Source organism: Streptomyces sp. NPDC048257 (assembly GCF_043201855.1).
Lineage (GTDB): Bacteria > Actinomycetota > Actinomycetes > Streptomycetales > Streptomycetaceae > Streptomyces.
This window is the reverse complement of sequence record NZ_JBICZI010000002.1, coordinates 44,531-61,942: the sequence shown is the minus strand read 5'-3', so window position 1 is coordinate 61,942 and position 17,412 is coordinate 44,531. Positions and strand designations below refer to the sequence as shown.

Annotated in this window: 10 protein-coding genes and 1 pseudogene; 6 read left to right on the top strand and 5 right to left on the bottom strand. The window is 70.6% G+C overall.

The genetic code is table 11. The annotated features are described in order from the left end of the window. The first annotated feature begins 10 nt into the window (after window positions 1-10). The 3 genes from ACGFZK_RS04350 (at window position 11) to ACGFZK_RS04340 (ending at window position 5,871) form a co-directional block, all read left to right on the top strand. Entirely contained in the window at window positions 11-1,795 is a 1,785-nt protein-coding gene (locus ACGFZK_RS04350; protein WP_393847323.1) for a hypothetical protein, read from the top strand. A gap of 430 nt (window positions 1,796-2,225) precedes the next feature. Then, window positions 2,226-3,827, top strand: coding sequence for an integrase (locus tag ACGFZK_RS04345; RefSeq protein ID WP_393847322.1), 1,602 nt, complete (start codon window positions 2,226-2,228; stop codon window positions 3,825-3,827). Window positions 3,828-4,374: 547 nt separating this feature from the next. Continuing rightward, the gene (locus tag ACGFZK_RS04340; protein WP_393847321.1) at window positions 4,375-5,871 is read left to right on the top strand and encodes a S1 RNA-binding domain-containing protein; all 1,497 of its coding nucleotides are present in this window, start codon (window positions 4,375-4,377) and stop codon (window positions 5,869-5,871) included. Between the two features lie 12 nt (window positions 5,872-5,883). Here ACGFZK_RS04340 and ACGFZK_RS04335 read toward each other — a convergent pair whose 3' ends face one another. The 3 genes and pseudogenes from ACGFZK_RS04335 to ACGFZK_RS04325 all read right to left on the bottom strand — a co-directional run bounded on the left by ACGFZK_RS04335 (window position 5,884) and on the right by ACGFZK_RS04325 (window position 8,411). Beyond that, window positions 5,884-6,597, bottom strand: a complete 714-nt coding sequence (locus ACGFZK_RS04335) for a 3'-5' exonuclease (protein WP_393847320.1) — start codon at window positions 6,595-6,597, stop codon at window positions 5,884-5,886. Between the two features lie 47 nt (window positions 6,598-6,644). Next, window positions 6,645-6,992: pseudogene (locus tag ACGFZK_RS04330) on the bottom strand (exonuclease domain-containing protein); the annotation flags it as partial. A gap of 132 nt (window positions 6,993-7,124) precedes the next feature. Further along, the gene (locus ACGFZK_RS04325) at window positions 7,125-8,411 is read right to left on the bottom strand and encodes an SAV2148 family HEPN domain-containing protein (protein ID WP_393847319.1); all 1,287 of its coding nucleotides are present in this window, start codon (window positions 8,409-8,411) and stop codon (window positions 7,125-7,127) included. 285 nt (window positions 8,412-8,696) lie between these two features. On the opposite strand from ACGFZK_RS04325, the gene glgX reads away from it, so the two are divergent. Next, the gene (glgX, locus tag ACGFZK_RS04320) at window positions 8,697-10,811 is read left to right on the top strand and encodes a glycogen debranching protein GlgX (RefSeq protein ID WP_393847318.1); all 2,115 of its coding nucleotides are present in this window, start codon (window positions 8,697-8,699) and stop codon (window positions 10,809-10,811) included. Here glgX and ACGFZK_RS04315 read toward each other — a convergent pair. Further along, the gene (locus ACGFZK_RS04315) at window positions 10,796-12,130 is read right to left on the bottom strand and encodes an MFS transporter (RefSeq protein ID WP_393847317.1); all 1,335 of its coding nucleotides are present in this window, start codon (window positions 12,128-12,130) and stop codon (window positions 10,796-10,798) included. The genes glgX and ACGFZK_RS04315 overlap by 16 nt on opposite strands. Window positions 12,131-12,212: 82 nt before the next feature. Between ACGFZK_RS04315 and treY the strand changes: the two genes are divergently transcribed. After that, window positions 12,213-14,462: a malto-oligosyltrehalose synthase gene (gene treY, locus ACGFZK_RS04310; protein WP_393847316.1), complete on the top strand. Its 2,250-nt coding sequence runs from the start codon at window positions 12,213-12,215 to the stop codon at window positions 14,460-14,462. A 508-nt stretch (window positions 14,463-14,970) separates the two neighbouring features. On the opposite strand, the gene ACGFZK_RS04305 is transcribed toward treY, so the two are convergent. After that, window positions 14,971-15,879 (bottom strand): LysR family transcriptional regulator, encoded by a 909-nt coding sequence (locus ACGFZK_RS04305; RefSeq protein ID WP_393847315.1) that lies wholly within the window; start codon window positions 15,877-15,879, stop codon window positions 14,971-14,973. A gap of 83 nt (window positions 15,880-15,962) precedes the next feature. On the opposite strand from ACGFZK_RS04305, the gene lpdA reads away from it, so the two are divergent. Then, complete coding sequence (gene lpdA / locus ACGFZK_RS04300; RefSeq protein ID WP_393847314.1) at window positions 15,963-17,375, top strand: dihydrolipoyl dehydrogenase; 1,413 nt, start codon at window positions 15,963-15,965, stop codon at window positions 17,373-17,375. Window positions 17,376-17,412 lie beyond the last annotated feature (37 nt).

The following is a 17,412-nucleotide window of genomic DNA, read 5'->3' as shown; positions in this document are numbered from 1 at the left end:
TAAGGGCCGATTGAACGCACCCTCACTCCAGGTCGTCGACCCGGCTCCGGCCACGCTCGGACTTCTGAGGTTCGAGGTCACCTTCCCGGACAACCGGACGGCCGTCGTGGACTGGACCCGGGAGCCGCAGCAGCGGCTGCTGGGGGCTCTGGGAGCCGAGTTGGCGGCTTCGTGCGACGTGGGGCAGGGAACTGGTTCACCACATACGCTCCGCAATCGCGCGCGCTCGTGCCTGCTGTGGGTGCGGTGGCTCGACTCCACGGAAGCGATGAACATCCGTGTCAGTGACCTCCTTCCGCACCACCTCGACGGATTCGAGAGCCACCTCCGGGAGGGCCATCCAGTATTCTCCCGGACTCCCTACGCGCGTATCGCTAACGTCGTGTGGATCTTGCGCCGACTCGGTGAGAAGGACCAGGGACTATCCCCCTCGATGCTCCGGAGACTCTCCTACACATCCACTGGCCCGGTCGGCTCCTATACCCCTCGCGACGCCTACTCGCCGCACCTCGTCGAGCAGCTACGCATTGCCGCACGTTCCGATGTCGATGGCGCGGTCCGACGCCTGACGCTGGACGGGCCGGCGCTTCTCGCACGGGGGCAGGACCCGCGGATCGCAGGCTGGGACTCCGACCCGAATGTGTTGTGGGAAATCTCCCGGACTCACGGGACCTTCACACGGACACAGTTGGCCGATCTTGTCGGCACGGCACTGGCCAATGCGCACACTCCCGGCCGTCTTGCACCCTTGGTGTACCCGACCAGCCGCGACGTGTTCGCTCTGCTCCTGCTGTTCTGTCTCGAAAGCGGCATGGAGGTAGAAGCGGCCAGAGAGCTGACCACCGACTGCTTGCAGAATCCCAACCGGGGCTATGTGCAGGTCGAACATCTCAAGCGACGGCGGCACGGCCAGGAATGGAACACGATCAGGGTCCGAGACGGTTCATCCAACTCACCCGGCGGGCTGCTTCGGCTGGCCTTGCGGCTCACAGCGCCTGTCAGAGAGGCCACCGACTCGCCGGCGCTTTGGCAGTTCAGAACGAAGGATGGGATCCTGTCCGCCGGACTCAGCGCCGGAGCTGCGTCGAGTGCGGCTCGAAGCTTCGTCTCGGCACACCGGCTCACGGATGCCGGGAAACCCTTCGACCTGCGCCTGTCGCGACTGCGGAAGACACACAAGGCCGCTGTCTACAAGGTGACCGGCGGCAGGATGTCGGCGTTCGTGCAGGGCCATTCGCCGGACGTCGCCGCGGCGCACTACGCAGACATCCCCTCACTGCGTGCTCTCCACGAACAGGCCGTGGCAGACGGCCTGCAGGACGCACTCGCTGACGCCCAGACTCCCGCGATCCTGACGCCGGAAGAGGAAGAGCGCCTCACTCAACAACCGACGGATGCAGTTGAGTTGCTTGGGATCCCGGCCGAGCAACTACCGCCACTCCTATCCGGCGAATCCGACCTATGGTTGTCGTCCTGCCGCAGCTTCTTCGACTCGCCTTTCGGAGTCAAAGGAAAGCCCTGCCCAGTCTCCTTCTTCGCCTGCCTGGGGTGTAGTAATGCCGTTATCACCCGAAGGAAACTCCCAGCAATCCTGGCCTTCCTCAACCACATCCAGACTGAACGGGCCAAGACGCCCGCAGCGGAGTGGGAAGCACGGTTCGGCAACGCTCACCAGCAGATTCTGCAATTGATCCTCCCGAGGTTCAGCCAGCGTGACGTGCTGGACGCCAGGGCAATCGCCGAGTCTTCCGAACGCCTGCTCTTTCTTCCCCACAACCTGTTGGGAGGCCACTGATGCCCGCACAGCCTTCCACGCAGTGTCGCCGCCAGCCGTCCTTCCGACGCGACAGCCGTACTGTCCGGACGCCCCCTCACCGCTGATCCATCCCTCATGCCGCGATTCGGAGACCGCGTCTGGAATCTCGCGGTCGCCGGGCATGCCGGGAACCGCTACGCCAGCGAGTTCTTCATCGACTTCGAGTCACTCAGCGATGTCACACGGCGCGAGGCGGCGCGCGAGTTCCTGTTCTGGAGACTCAACACCCGCCCCGTTCGCGGTCCCCTTCCGTCCATCTCGACAGTGTCGGCTGAGTGGTGGAACCTACGGTGTTTCCTCCGATTCCTCGACTCCGAACACGACGGGCTCCGCCTGGACGCCGTGACGCAGCCGGTTTCTCGATTCCTACCTGGTTCACTGCCGGGCCGATGAACTGACGCACAGCGGCATGCGTCACCGCCTCCAGGTCATCCCACGCCTCCACCTCGCGGCAGAGGCCATGCCGACGGACGCACTGGCGACCAATCCCTGGAACGGCCGCCCCCTCACACGCATCATCGGCGGCCCTGTCGTCAGCAAGCACGAGAACCAAACGCCCCGAATCCCGCCCCAGGTCATCGCCCCGCTGGTACAGGCGGCCCTGGTCTACGTCCGCACCGCGGCATCGGACATCATCGACGCGCGTGCGGAGCTGATGGAACTGCAAGCCTCCGTCAATGAGATCCACGGGCAGTCACTCGCCCGCCTGGACCGCTACCTCGACGGCCTCGCAGCCGACGGGCGAGGTGTCCCGGTGCTGGATGGCGCCGGTCTCCAACCTCACCTGGCCGGTTCACCCGCCTACACGTACATCATGCGTAAGTCGGGAGCAGGACGAGGGGTCGCCAGCGGCTCCTACGCCAACCACATCGTGAGCGCACTGGAGCGGCTCGGGCCCGAGCCCGGCGGCATGGACACACCCATCACTCCACATCCGCAGACCGGGCGGCCGTGGCGGGACAGGTTCAGCCCTCCCGCCGTTTCCCATGAGGAACGGCTCCTGCGGGCCGCCTGCTACATCCTCATCGCCTACCTGTCCGGCATGCGCGACTCCGAAGTCAAAGAACTCCGGGACGGCTGCCACTTCACTGAGCGGAGCGCAGACGGTGTCGTCGTCCGGCACAAGGTGCGCTCCCAACTCATCAAGGGTGGGCGAGGCACACCGGAGAGCTGGGTCGTCATCGAGCCCGTCGCGCAAGCCATCGAAGTCCTGCAACGCCTGCCCCACCGTGACCTGCTGTTCTGCCGCCCGGTAACAGGACGACCGCACTCGACGATCTCTGCCAACCGCATGAATGACAACCTCAACGAGTTCCTGGCTCACTGCGTCGGCATCGGATTTCCGGTGCCCGATGTCGATGGAGAACCGTGGAACCTTACGACCCGCCAGTTCCGCAGGACCGTGGCCTGGCACATCGCGCACCGCCCTTTCGGCACCGTGGCCGGGATGATTCAGTACAAGCATCTCTCCGTGGCCATGTTCGAGGGGTACGCGGGTACTTCCTCCTCTGGCTTTCGCGCGGAGGTGGCTGCTGTGGAGGCGCTGGCCCGCCTGGCCGACGTCGTGGAGCGCTACGAGGATTTCAAGGCAGGCGTACGCTCGACCTCCCCGGGCGGACCCCGGACGGACAACGAGTTCGCACGAGTACAGCAAGAGCTCCAAGATTTCCCAGGCAGGGTCGTCGATGAGCGGCGCCTGCACTCCATGCTCAAGGCCTCCGCACGCACCCTGCACATCGGAACGCTCAACGACTGCTACTACCAGCCCGAGACCGCTTTGTGCCGTACGCCGAGCGGCGAGGACCGACCTCTGCTCAACAGCTGCCGCCCCGATCGCTGCGGGAACTCGACCATCACGACCCGGCATCGCAGCGGGTGGGAAGCGGCACGCGGAGATACCGAGCGCGCGCTGGCCTTCGTCGGCCTCTCCGATCTCCAGCGAACGGCTCTGCGAGGGCACCTCAACGACGTCACCAAAGTGATCGAGGGTATCGACTGTGCCAACAACTGACGCAACCGAATCAGCCCTCCGAGGGGCTTCCGAACGCCTACTCCGGGGAGAGCCCACCTGTAGCGACGGTTCCCTGACCGTCGCATCACTCGCTGTTGAAGCCGGCATCAGCAGAGCCAGCGCCTACCGCTACCCCCATGTTCTGGCAGAGTTCCGAAACCTCGTAGCCGATCGAGAAGAAGCAGCCACGCCCTCAGCGTCCCTCCGGCAGGAGGTCCAGGCCCTGAAGGGTGCCGAGCGCCGACTCCGCCAAGAGCATGCGCGCGAGGTCCGGGAGCTGCGCTCCTCGATCAACGTCCTCGCACAGCAGGTTCAGCTCCTCACACTGGAGAACCAGCGTCTCTCCAAGGCAGCTGAGCGAAGCGATCGCGTCACTCGTATCGATCGCCGGTGATCGATGCGACCTGATGCGGCACGGTATCCCGCTTGCAGAAGGTGATCCCGCTGGCCATCCTCAAGGCGGCGATGCGCCGGCCCATCCCGCCCTACGCTCCCGATCACGAGATCGACTGCTGAGCGAGCATCGTCAACAACCACGGGGAGCAACGTGCCGTCTTTCGTCTACCGGATCACCAAGTACGACCCTGCCGGCCGCGACGAGCACGGCAGCTATATCGGCGCTGAGGACTCGACCAGCGACCACGGACCGGTCGAGGCTGCATATCTGCAAGCGATTGCCGCCTTCGCCGAGGACACCGGAATCGACCATCTGGCCATTCGTGAGCCGGGGATCTCCGGCCTCGCCCACTTCGGTCTGGAGCCGACGATCGACGGCCACGGCCTTGCCGGGCTCTTCCCGCCCGACCTCAGCGGGTTCCACGACGGTGCGGAGGTGCCCGTCTCCCTCGGCCTGGAGCTGGTCAGGGGCATGCTCCGCGACAACGGTGCCTGGTGCCGTCTGGCGGTGGAGGACAGGTTCGACGTGCAGGTCGGTTGGGACCAGTACGTCTACGTCAGCAGCGACAAGCCCTGCGAGCGCGCCTTTGCCCGCACCCGGGCTCTTGGGCTCTTCCCGGAGCGGCTGGAGGCCTCGCCCTACAACGCGGACTTCGACGAACCCGGCGTGCAGCGGCCCGCCGACGAGGACTTCTGGGCCCGCCTACGCTGGTCCATCGCCGCGCGGCAGGCAGCGATATTGGAGGAGGGATACCTCTACAACGCCTCCCGCTGGCACCGCCTCACCGAAGACACCCTCGATGCGGTACGAGCCCGGCTCACGCCCCGCGCCCAGTTGACCGTCTGGCCGGATCTGTCCACCGACGTCGATGCGGTTCTCGCCGCACTGCCCGACGACGGCTCGGTAGAAGTCGTCTGGGAGGACAAGAACGGGCTGATCACCAGCACGATCGCCGACGAGTCCGAGTACCCGCAACTGGCCGTCCAGGTGGCAGGCGCCCGTGCCGCTACGGCCCTGTCCTTGGCCCTCGACGAACGCCACCCGCTGTTCACCGCGGTCCTGCCCGACAGCGATGGCGTCTTGCGCGCGCGGTGGAGGACCGAGCCGACGCCGAGCGACCGGAACTGGGCCTTTCTGAAGACTCTCCACCGTGGGCAGATCTGCACGGGCACGGTCACGAAGATCGCCAGCTTCGGTGTGACCTTCGTGGACATCGGCGGCTTCACCGCGATGATCAACATTCCCGAGCTGTCCTGGCGCCGTTTCGATCACCCCTCCGACATTGTCGCCGTCGGCCAGGAGATCTCGGCCGAGATCCTCGACGTCGACCTGGTGCGCGAGCGTGTTCCGCTGTCCCTGAAGGCCTTGCGCGAGGACCCGATGCCGCAGTTCATACAGCAGGTCGGCCAGACCACGAACGGCGTCGTGACCAAACTCGTACCGTTCGGCGCCTTCGTCCGTATCGAAGACAGAGAGGACGGCCTCGAAGGCTTCGTGCACCTCACCGAGCTGGCCGAAGGACACGTGGACCGGCCCGAGGATGTTGTTCAGGTCGGAGACAGCCTCACCGTCAAGATTCTGGACGTCGACCTTCCACGACGTCGGATCACCCTCTCCCACCTGCAGGCTCTCGCGCCCGGAGAGTGATGACCAGCGCGGTCATCGCCTCTGGGGAATGAGCGGCCAGGCCGGCTCGACGACTGTCGTCGGATCCGCGGTACGCCGCAGATAGGCCTGCAACGAGACCGACTGTTCAGCCGCCGCGCGCACCTGAAGGTCATGCAGATCCGCCAATGGCATCAGGCCGACGGGCTGGTGCTTCTCACCCATGCGTCGCACCACGCGGGCGGCGGCCACGGCGTCGGCACTCGCATTGTGCGCGTCATCGAGCGACACGCCGTAGTGAGTACACAACGCGTGGAGAGCCCTCTTGCCCTTCCGGTACTTGTCGATGTGCTTGTCGATCACCAGCGGATCGATGACGGGCGAAGGCACACTGCCCAGCCGCTCGCTGATCGACTCGATCTCGTAGCGCCGACACTCGCGGTCCAGCAGCGACAGGTCGTAGCGTGCGTTCATCACCACCAAAGGCGTCCCCGAGCGCAGCCCCTCGGCGACGACCTGCGCGATCTCCTCGATGGCTGAAGCAGCCGGTACCCCGTGCTCGCGAGCGTGTTCCGTCGAGATGCCATGGATCGCCGATGCCTGCTCGGGTATGGCCACGCCGGGATTCAGCAGCCAGGTCCGTTCAGCCGAGACGGATCCGTCCGGATCCAGCTGCACGACCGCCGCCGTCACAATGCGGTCGGTCTCGACGTCGGTGCCCGTGGTCTCCAGGTCGAAGGCCACCAATGGCCCACTGATCCAGCTCATCACGCCGCCACCATTCCGGCGTGGGCTGCCGGCCGGCGCCGCGTTTCGCCATGAGACACCTGAGACGCGCCTGGCGTGCGGGGATAAAAGGCCGCGTTGTACGCGACGACCACCGCGCCGGCGCGCCAGTGGCCGACCAGGGCCTGCGCGACCTCGTCCGCGACCTCCCGCACCGGGCGGCCCTCGGCGACCGCGCGCTCCGTACTGATCCCGTGGATCGCCGAGGCCCCCTCCGGGATCGGTATCCCCGGATCCGCGAGCCAGCCGCGCCGCTCGCGCACCGCACCGCCCCGCACCTCGACGAGGGCCGCCGTGACGATCCGCGACTCCCCCGGTTCCGTGCCGGTCGTCTCCAGGTCGAATCCGATCAGCACACCGCCGTGCCAGTCCCCCATGCCGCGCCAGTCCTCCACCCCGTGCCCCTCCCCCGTACACCTTCGGTCAACGGGTTTCAGCCTGCCACGGGGCACTGACAAGCCGGACGACGCCCCCCTCGGGGGGCCGGGCCCCGTCCTGTGGGCCACGTCTCAGGACACCGGCCGGGAGTCCTCCCACATCGACTCGAACTCCTCCCGGTACGTCGTGAACAGCCCGTGCTCCGCGTCCTTCGGCACTCCGCGCCCGCCGCCCCGCAGCACCAGGACGGGGGATTCCATGCCGCGCGCCCGTCGCAGGTACGACTGGACCACCGCGATGCCGGAGGACTGGCCCTCCACCAGGTAGGCGGTGAAGCGCGGGGTCTCGTCGAAGACGTGGATCTCGAAGCGGGAGGGGTCCCGCAGGCCCGCCCGGACCCGGCGCACGTGCAGGATGTTCATCTCCACCGAGCGGCTCAGTTCGCCCTTGCGCAGCCCCAGTTCCCGCTCGCGCCGCTTCACCGCGCTGCTCGCCGGGTTCAGGAACAGCAGCCGCACCCGGCAGCCGGCCTCCGTGAGCCGGACGAGTCTTCGGCCCGAGAAGTTCTGGACCAGCAGGTTGAGCCCTATGCCGATGGCGTCGAGCCGCCGCGCGCCCCCGAAGAGGTCCTCGGCCGGGAGCTGCCGCTGCAGCCGTACCCGGTCCGGGTGGACCGAGATGACGTCCGCGTACCGGTCGCCCACCAGGTCCTCGACGGCGTCGATCGGCAGCCGCTCCGCCGAGGGGCTGCCGGAGACCCCGCCCAGCACCTCCAGCAGCCGCGCCGAGGCCCGTTCCGCCTGCTCCAGCACAGGCCGGGACAGGGCCCGGTTGCGGGAGACGACGTTGCGGGTGACCTCCAGCTCGTCCAGGGCGAGCTCGATCTCGCGCCGGTCGTCGAAGTACGGCTCGAAGCACGGCCAGTGCTGGACCATCAGCTCCCGCAGCTGGGGCAGCGTCAGGAAGCTGAGCACGTTGTCGTCGGCCGAGTCGAGCAGGTAACCCTTGCGCCGGCTGACCTCGCGCACGGCGACGGCCCGCTGGACCCATTCCTGCCCGGCGGGTCCGGCGGCGGCGACGACCCAGTCGTCCGTGCCGTGCACCGGTTCGTAGATCGGCCGGAGCACCGCGCCGACCACGGAACGCAGCCGCTGTTCGATGAGATTCAGCCAGATGTACGCACGGCCGGCCCGCTGCGCCCGGGTGCGGACCTCGGTCCAGGCCTCCGCGCCCCAGTCCAGCTCTACGCCGGCGCTCCCGGCCCCCGCACTCCCGGCCGCCGCCGGACCGCCCTCCAGGGAGACCGCTCCGGCCGGGAGCCCCACCGGTGCCCCGCCGGGGACACCACCTGGGGCGCCCGCCGGGCCACCCTCGTGACTGCTGTCACCAGGGGGCAGCTCCAGACCTCCCGAGCTCACCCGTGCACCGCCTTCTGCGTCTGGACGCCCGTCTCCAGTGATCACGGAAGGGTACTCCGCGCGCGCGGCCCGCTGCAGCCCGACGGTCCTACGCCGGCTGCCCGTTGACCCATTATCCGATGCACACACAGTCCGCTGACCCGCCTATCAGGTCTGCGGGTCACCCAATAGGACCCCTCCCAAGTCCGCGCGTGGGACCCCTCTTTCGGGGAAGATCTGGCAGGGACGTGGTCCATGCCGGGTCGGCCGGGACATCTTCGGACAACAAGGGAAGAGTCGTTATCTATGCAGGTCTGGCCGGGACAGGCGTATCCGCTGGGTGCCACGTACGACGGCGCCGGCACCAACTTCGCGGTCTATTCGGAGGCCGCCCGACGCATCGAGCTGTGTCTCCTCCACGACGACGGGTCGGAGTCCGCGGTCGAGCTGCGGGAGACCGACGCCTTCGTGCGTCACGCGTACCTGCCCGGCATCATGCCGGGCCAGCGCTACGGATTCCGTGTCCACGGGCCGTACGAACCCGAGCGCGGCCGCCGCTGCAATCCGGCGAAGCTGCTGCTGGACCCGTACGCACGGGCCATCAGCGGCCAGGTCAGCTGGAACGAGGCGGTGTACGGCTACCACTTCGGCCGGCCCGATTCGCGCAACGACCTGGACTCCGCCCCGCACACCATGAGCTCGGTGGTGGTGAACCCGTACTTCGACTGGGCCAACGACCGGCCGCCGCGCCACGAGTACCACCACACCGTGCTGTACGAGGCCCACGTCAAGGGTCTGACCATGCATCATCCGGACCTTCCCGAGGAGCTGCGCGGCACCTACGGGGCACTCGCGCACCCGGCGGTCATCGGCCACCTCGCCAAGCTGGGGGTGACGGCGCTGGAGCTGATGCCGGTGCACCAGTTCGTCAACGACCACCGGCTGGTCAACGACGGGCTGAGCAACTACTGGGGCTACAACACCATCGGGTTCTTCGCCCCGCACAACGGCTACGCCTCGGGTGACCGCGGCCAGCAGGTGCTGGAGTTCAAGTCCGCGGTCCGGGCGCTGCACGAGGCGGGCATCGAGGTGATCCTCGACGTGGTCTACAACCACACGGCCGAGGGGAACCACCTGGGTCCGACGCTGTCCTTCCGCGGGCTGGACAACGCCTCGTACTACCGGCTGACGGACGATCAGCGCCACTACATGGACACCACCGGCACCGGAAACTCGCTGCTGATGCGCTCCCCGCACGTGCTCCAGCTGATCATGGACTCGCTGCGCTACTGGGTCACCGAGATGCACGTGGACGGCTTCCGCTTCGACCTGGCGGCGACGCTGGCCCGCCAGTTCCACGAAGTGGACCGGCTGTCCTCGTTCTTCGACCTGGTCCAGCAGGATCCGGTGGTCAGCCAGGTGAAGCTGATCGCGGAGCCCTGGGACCTGGGCGAGGGCGGCTACCAGGTGGGCAACTTCCCCCCGCTGTGGACCGAGTGGAACGGCAAGTACCGGGACACCGTACGGGACCTGTGGCGCGGGCAGCCGCGCACGCTCGCGGAGTTCGCGGGGCGGCTGACCGGATCCTCGGACCTCTACCAGGACGACGGGCGGCGCCCGCTGGCCTCGATCAACTTCACCACCTGCCACGACGGCTTCACCCTGAACGACCTGGTCTCGTACGACGAGAAGCACAACGAGGCCAACCGGGAGGGCAATCGGGACGGAGAGACCCACAACCGCTCCTGGAACTGCGGTGTGGAGGGCCCCACCGAGGATCCGGAGATCCTGGAGCTGCGCGAACGCCAGATGCGCAACTTCACGGCCACCCTGATGCTGTCGCAGGGGGTGCCGATGCTCAGCCACGGCGACGAGTTCGGCCGCACGCAGCAGGGCAACAACAACGCCTACTGCCAGGACAACGAGTTGTCGTGGGTGCGCTGGCCGGAGCCGGGCAAACCGTCCCCGTCCCTGCTGGAGTTCACCCGGCGGATGGTGTGGCTGCGCCGCGATCACCCGGTCTTCCGGCGGCGCCGGTTCTTCCACGGGCGGCCGGTGGAGGGCACGCACGACGAGCTCTCCGACATCGCCTGGTTCACCCCGCACGGGGAGGAGATGCGGGCGCGCGACTGGCAGGCGCAGCACGCTCGGGCACTGACCGTCTTCCTCAACGGGGAGGCGATCTCCGAGCCGGGCACCCGGGGCGAGCGGATCACCGACGACTCGTTCCTGCTGATGTTCAACGCGGGTGCGGAGCCACAGGACTTCACCATTCCGGTGGGGCACGGGGCGGCGTGGCGGCTGGTCGTGGACACGGCGCGGGCGGACGTGCTGCCACCCGGCACCGGGCCGCAGTATGCGGCCGGGGACCGGGTGGCGCTGACGGGGCGGTGCCTGGTGGTGCTTCAGCGTCCGGCGTAGGCGGCGCCGGCCTCCCCGGTCACCGGGGTGGCGCTCTCGCCGGCCACCGGGCAAGCGGGCTCCCCGGCCACCGGCGAGTCCGTCCGCGGGCCCGGAACGCTCACCCCCGCGGTGTGCGTACGGGCCGCGGGCACCCGGGTGACGAGGGCGAGGGCCAGGCAGAGCGCGGCCGCCCCGACGGCCACGGCGAAGGCCCCGGCGGGCCCGTACCCCTCGGCGAGCCGCCCGCAGACGACGAGGGCCGTGGCCTGCCCGGCCACCAGGCAGCTGGCGGCGAAGGCCATCGCGGCGGAGAGCCGGGCCGGTTCCGCGGACCGTTCGGTGAGTGCGAACGCGGTGATCAGGTGGGGTGCGTAGGCGGCGCCGAGCACGGTGACGACGACGTACAACGGCCACAGGCTGTCGGTGACCAGCAGGGGCGCCGAGAGCACCAGGGCCGCGCCGGTCGCCACCCGCCAGCGCAGTCGCAGCCCGAATCGGGCGGGCAGCGCGCCGAGCGAGATGCCGACGACCGCGCTGACGACGCCCATGGCGGAGTAGACGACGGCGGCCTGGTCCGGGACGCCGAGCCGGATGGTGAGCGCGGTGATGCCCGCCTGGCAGGCGCCGAACATCACGCCCTGGAGGGCGAGCGAGCCGCGTACGGCGTAGACGACGCCGGGCGGCCGGACCCGGCTTCCCGTACCCCGGGCCCGCGCCGGGGACCCGGACGTGACGGCGGCGGTCGGGTGCAGGGCGTAGACGGTGCCGAAGACGGCGACGAGGCCGGCCGCGCCGGCGAGGGCGAAGGCCGGGTGCGCGAGGAGCGCGGCGATGCCGACGAGGGCGGGGCCGAAGACGAAGGAGACCTCGTCCAGGGTGCCTTCGAGCGCGTGGACGGCGCCGACGACGCTCTCGTCGGACTTGGCCCGGTGGGCCAGGGCCACCGACCGGGTGCGGGCGAGCGGTCCGATCAGCGGTACGGAGGCCCCGGTGAGGGCCCCGATCGCGGCGAGCGGGACGGTGGCCAGGTGCGTGAGCGCCCCGGCGACCAGGGCGGCGGTGGCCACGGCGTTGACGGCGGCCGCGGCCAGGACGACGGGGCGCTGCCCGTACCGGTCGGCGAGCCGGCCGAGGACGGGTCCGAAGAGGACCTGTCCGACGGAGAGGGCTCCGCCGACCGTACCCGCGGTGGCGAGGGAGCCGCTGGTCTGGGCGACCAGCAGGAAGCTGCCGAACTGGGACATCGCGACGGGCAGTCGGGCGAGGAAAGAGACGAGCGGAAGTAGGGGCCCGGTCAGGGCGATGACTCTTCGATAGGTGTTGACGGTTCCAACCACTTGATCGACACTAACCCGGCGCAGTCACTCGGATGCATTGGGTAATGGCACGGAATCCGGCAGGCTGGGTACGTACGTTCTCATGAGCCAGCCGCACGCGACCCCCGAATCGGAATCTGACGTTCCGACACCTGTCACCCCGACGTCGACCTACCGTCTCCAGCTGCGCCAGGAGTTCCCCTTCGCGGCGGCCGAGGCGGCCGTACCGCACATCGCCTCGCTCGGCGTGTCACACCTGCACCTCTCCCCCGTGCTGGAGGCGGTGCCCGGCTCGACGCACGGCTACGACGTCACCGACCACTCCCGTGTGCGGGCCGAGCTCGGCGGCGAGCCGGGCCTGCGGGCCCTGGCCCGGACCGCCCGGGCGCACGGGCTCGGCCTGGTCCTCGACATCGTGCCCAACCACATGGCGGTGCCGACCCCGCTACGGCTGAACCGGCCGCTGTGGGAGGTCCTGCGGGAGGGCCCCGCCTCGCCGTACGCCCGCTGGTTCGACATCGACTGGGAGGCGGGCGGCGGGCAGGTGCTGCTGCCGGTGCTCGCCGGGCCGGCGGAATCCTGCGAGCTGTACGCCGACGGCGGGGTGCTGCGCTACGGGGACCAGGAGTTCCCGCTGCGGGAAGGGACCGCGGGGCTGGCGCTGCCCGAGCTGCTCGCCGCGCAGTGGTACCGGCCGGCCTGGTGGCGCGAGGCCCGGACCTCACTCAACTACCGGCGGTTCTTCACCATTTCGGATCTGATCGGGGTCCGGGTGGAGGATCCGGAGGTGTTCACGGCCACCCATGCGAAGGTGCTGGAGCTGGTCCGGGACGGGATCGCGGACGGGCTGCGGATCGACCACGTGGACGGCCTGGCGGACCCGGAGGAGTACCTGCGGCGGCTGCGGGCGGCGGCGGGCGACGACTGCTGGGTGGTGGTCGAGAAGATCCTGGCCCGCGAGGAGCGGCTGCCGGCCTCCTGGCCGGTGGCGGGGACCACCGGCTACGACGCCCTGCACCGGGTGGACGGGGTGTTCACCGACCCGGAGGGCGCCGCGGAGCTGGCGCACCGGTACGGGAAGACCACCGGACTGCCGCGCTGGCCGGAGGCGGCCCGGGCGTCCGCACGGGAGGTGCTGACCGGCGACCTGGCCTCGGAGCTGGGCGCGCTGGAACGCCTGGCCGGGCCGGACCTGGCCGCAGCCGTAAGGGAGTTGCTGATCGCCTTTCCGGTCTACCGGCCGTATCCCGGCGAGCCGGACCTGCCGCCACGGGCCCTGGAGCAGGCCGCCGCGGCGGCCGGTCCGGGCCCGGTGGCGGCCGTACGGGAGCTGCTGCTGCGGGATCCGGCCTTCGCCGCCCGCTTCGCCCAGACCTCGGCGGCCCTGCGCGCCAAATCCCTGGAAGACCGGGCCTTCTACCGGTACGCACCGCTGCTGTCGGCCACCGAGGTCGGCGGGGAGCCGGGGCGGCCGGCGGTCTCGGCCGCGGAGTTCCACGCGTACTGCGCCGCCCTGGCCCGGGAGTGGCCCGCAGCCGGGACCGTCCTGTCCACGCACGACACCAAGCGCAGCGCGGACGTCCGGGCCCGGATCTCGGCGCTGTCCCAGGCGCCGGAGCTGATGGGCAGCCCGGCCGGGCCCGACCCCCAGCTGGCCTGGGTGGCCCGGCAGACCGCGCTCGGGCTCGGCCCGGTCCCCGAGGCGGGGCCGCGCCTGACCGGCGCCCTGCTCAAGGCCGTCCGCGAGGCGGCCCTGCACACCAGCTGGACCGAGCAGGACGAGCAGTACGAGGCGAGCGTGGCCGGGTACGTCCGGGACCCCCTCGACCTCCCGGCGGAACTGGCCGGGGCGGCCCGTGCCAACCTCCTCGGCATGACCCTGCTGCACCTGGCGATGCCGGGGGTTCCGGAGGTCTACCAGGGCGCCGAGACGGAGTACCGGGCCCTGGTGGACCCCGACAACCGGCGTCCGGCCCACTTCCCCCGCCGGACCCTGGCCCGGCTGGACGCGGGGGCCGCCCCGCAGGACCCGGCCGAGGAGAAGCTGGGCCTGACGGCGACCCTGCTGCGGCTGCGCCGGAGCCGGCCCGAGCTCTTCCGGGGCTACGCGCCGCTCACGCCGCAGGGCCCGGCCGCCGACCATCTGGTGGCCTTCACCCGGGCGCCCGGACTGCTGGTGGCGGCGACCCGGCTGTCCCACCGGCTGGCCGCGTCGGGAGGCTGGCGGGACACCCGCCTGCACCTGCCGGCCGGCAGCTGGATTCGTCTGAACTCCCGTATTCCGCACAGTGGTTCGGTCGAGGTGGCCACCCTGCTGGACGGCCACCCGGTGGGTGTCTGGCTGCGCCGGTGATCCCCAGCGCGGGGGCTCCCCGGCCGCTGGGCTGCCCCGCCACCCGGGCCGCAGGGCCTGCGCGCGGCCGGAGCACCTCCACCCGTCCGTCGCGCCCCTTCACGGTGGACTCGCTGGCCGTCTTCCAGATGGCCGCGCCCACGGCCGCCTTCGACTCCCCCTTCCGACGGCTGCGCCCGGGTCCGCTCGGGCACACCTCACCGGTCGGCGGGCCGCTGGTGTCCACGCACTCGCGCCACGACCGGGCGACGGGCTTCTGGCACCTGCTGGGCGAGGGCAGGTCCGGCATCGGGCACTCGGGCATGCGCCCGTCCCGGGCCGGCGACGCCCCCCGCGCCCAACGACGCGTGGTCCACCCGGCTGCTGCCCGCCGACACGCCCTATCCGCACCGGTCGCTGGACCACGCCTTCGTCGACATCGACGCGAGCTGGCGATTCCGGAACACCAGGCCCAACCCGGTCGGCGCGCACTCCGGCGTCTACCATCCGGGCTCCGCCCACCTGCTGCTCAGTCTGGCGGAGCACTCTCGTCCGGACACGGTGCAGCCCGGGCGCCGATCAGCTCGGCGAAGGCGGCCGCGGCGCCGGTCAGCGGGACCCGGGAGAAGACCGCCAGGGGCCGGTGCCACGGCGGGTCGAGGGGGAGCAGTACGCAGTCCTCGCCGACGGCCCCGCGGACCATGTGGGCCGGGGCCATGACGATGCCCACCCCGGCGGCCGCCATCCGTACGGCCGTCGAGGTGTGCTCGGTGCGCAGCACCGTGCGCGGGGTGAAACCGAGCGCTCCGCAGGCCCGGTCGAGGACGAGGACGCCGTCGGCCAGCGGCTCCATCGCACAGCGGATCCAGTCGCGGTGGGCGAGTTCGCCGAGGCGGACGGCTCCGCGGCCGGTCAGCGGATCGTCGAAGGGGACGACGATGACCAGTTCCTCCCGGCCGATCGGGAGCAGCGGGCCCTGCCACTGCGCGGGCTCCGGGCCCACCGCGAGGTCGGCGACACCCCGCTCCAGCTGTTCCTCCAGCGCCTCGGTGGAGCCGTACTCCCGCAGCACCAGCGAGACCCCCGGGTGCAGGGCGCGCCAGCGGGCCGCGACGCCCGGGAGCAGGCCGACGGCCAGCGCGTGCACGGTGGCGATGTGCAGTTCGCCCCCGGCCACCCCGGCGGCGGCGCGGGCGGCCCGCTCGGCCTGGTGGGCGCTGCGGACGGCGAGCTGCGCGTGCGGGAGGAAGGCGCGGCCCATGGGGGTGAGCCGGACCCCGCGCGGCATGCGCTCCAGCAACGCGCCGCCCACGGACCGCTCCAGGGCCTTGACCTGGTGGGACAGGGCGGGCTGGGTGACGTGCAGGCTGTCCGCGGCGCGGGTGAAGGAGGACTCCTCCACGACGGCCAGGAAGTACTCCATCTGGCGCAGGCTCATGACCTCGAAGCATAAGGAGCCTGCATGGCAGCCAGAAGATCATTTCCTTGGACGGGGCGGAACGGGCCGTAGAGGCTGGGCACATGACCAACGACAGCACAGTGGATGTGATCGTGATCGGCGGCGGCACGGGCGGCTACAGCACCGCCCTGCGCGCCTCGGCCCTGGGCCTGAGCGTCCTCCTCGTGGAACGCGACAAGGTCGGCGGGACCTGCCTGCACCGTGGCTGCATCCCCAGCAAAGCCATGCTGCACGCGGCGGAACTCGTCGACGGCATAGCCGAGGCGCGGGAGCGCTGGGGCGTCCGGGCGAGCGTGGAGTCGGTCGACTGGTCGGCCCTGACCGCCACCCGGGACGACATCGTCTCCCGCAACCACAAGGGCGTGGAAGGGCACTTGGAGCACGCTGGAGTACGGGTGGTGCGCAGCGGCGCCCGGTTGACCGGGCCCCGGTCCGTCCGGACCGGGGACGGGCGGGAGTTCACTGCCGTCCGGGGCGTCGTGCTGGCCACGGGGTCCCGGCCGCGCACCCTGCCGGGCCTGGAGCCCGACGGCCACACGGTGGTGACCAGCGACGACGCGCTGTTCGCGCCCGGGCTGCCGGCTTCGGTGCTGGTACTGGGCGGCGGGGCGATCGGGGTGGAGTACGCGTCCTTCCACCGCTCGATGGGCGCGGAGGTGACCCTGGTCGAGGCCGCGGACCGGCTGGTCCCGCTGGAGGACGTGGACGTGTCGAGGCATCTGGCACGGGGCCTGAAGAAGCGCGGGATCGACGTGCAGACCGGGGCCCGGCTGGAGGGCGCCGAGCGGCTCGCCTCCGGGGGCGTCCGGGCCACCGTGCGCACCGCGCGCGGGGAGCTGCGGGAGATCGCGGCGGAGCGGCTGCTGGTGGCGGTCGGCCGGGTCCCGGTCACCGACGGGCTGGACCTCGCGGCGGCCGGCCTGGCCACGGACGGGCGGGGGTTCGTGGCGCCGGCCGACTGGTCCCGGCTGGAGACCGCCGTCCCGGGCATCCATGTGGTGGGCGACCTGCTGCCGCCGCCCTCCCTCGGGCTGGCGCACGCCTCCTTCGCGGAGGGTCTGCTGGTCGCCGAGACCCTGGCCGGGGTGGCGAGCCCGCCGGTGGACTACGCGGCGGTGCCGCGGGTGACCTACTCGGCCCCGCAGACCGCGGCCGTCGGGCTGACGGAGGCGCAGGCGCGGGAGGCGGCGTACGACGTGGTGGTGAACACGATGCCGCTGACCGCCGTGGCCAAGGGCATGGTGCACGGGCAGGGCGGCACGGTGAAGGTGGTCGCGGAACGGGACGGGCGGGTGCTCGGCGTGCACCTGGTCGGGCCGCACGTGTCGGAGATGATCGCGGAGAGCCAGCTGATCGTGGGCTGGGACGCGGAGCCAGGCGATGTGGCGCGGCACGTCCACGCCCATCCGACGCTGTCGGAGGCGGTCGGAGAAGCCTTCCTCACCCTGTCGGGCCGCGGCCTGCACCAGCAGTGAACCCCCTGGGGGTGTTCTGCCGGCGTCTGAGGCCCGG

Coding starts and splice junctions, on each gene's coding strand:
- ACGFZK_RS04345 (WP_393847322.1), top strand. CDS start 2,226: ATGCGTCACCGCCTCCAGGTCATCCCACGCCTCCACCTCGCGGCAGAG.
- ACGFZK_RS04335 (WP_393847320.1), bottom strand. CDS start 6,597: ATGAGCTGGATCAGTGGGCCATTGGTGGCCTTCGACCTGGAGACCACG.
- glgX (WP_393847318.1), top strand. CDS start 8,697: ATGCAGGTCTGGCCGGGACAGGCGTATCCGCTGGGTGCCACGTACGAC.
- treY (WP_393847316.1), top strand. CDS start 12,213: ATGAGCCAGCCGCACGCGACCCCCGAATCGGAATCTGACGTTCCGACA.
- ACGFZK_RS04305 (WP_393847315.1), bottom strand. CDS start 15,879: ATGAGCCTGCGCCAGATGGAGTACTTCCTGGCCGTCGTGGAGGAGTCC.
- lpdA (WP_393847314.1), top strand. CDS start 15,963: ATGACCAACGACAGCACAGTGGATGTGATCGTGATCGGCGGCGGCACG.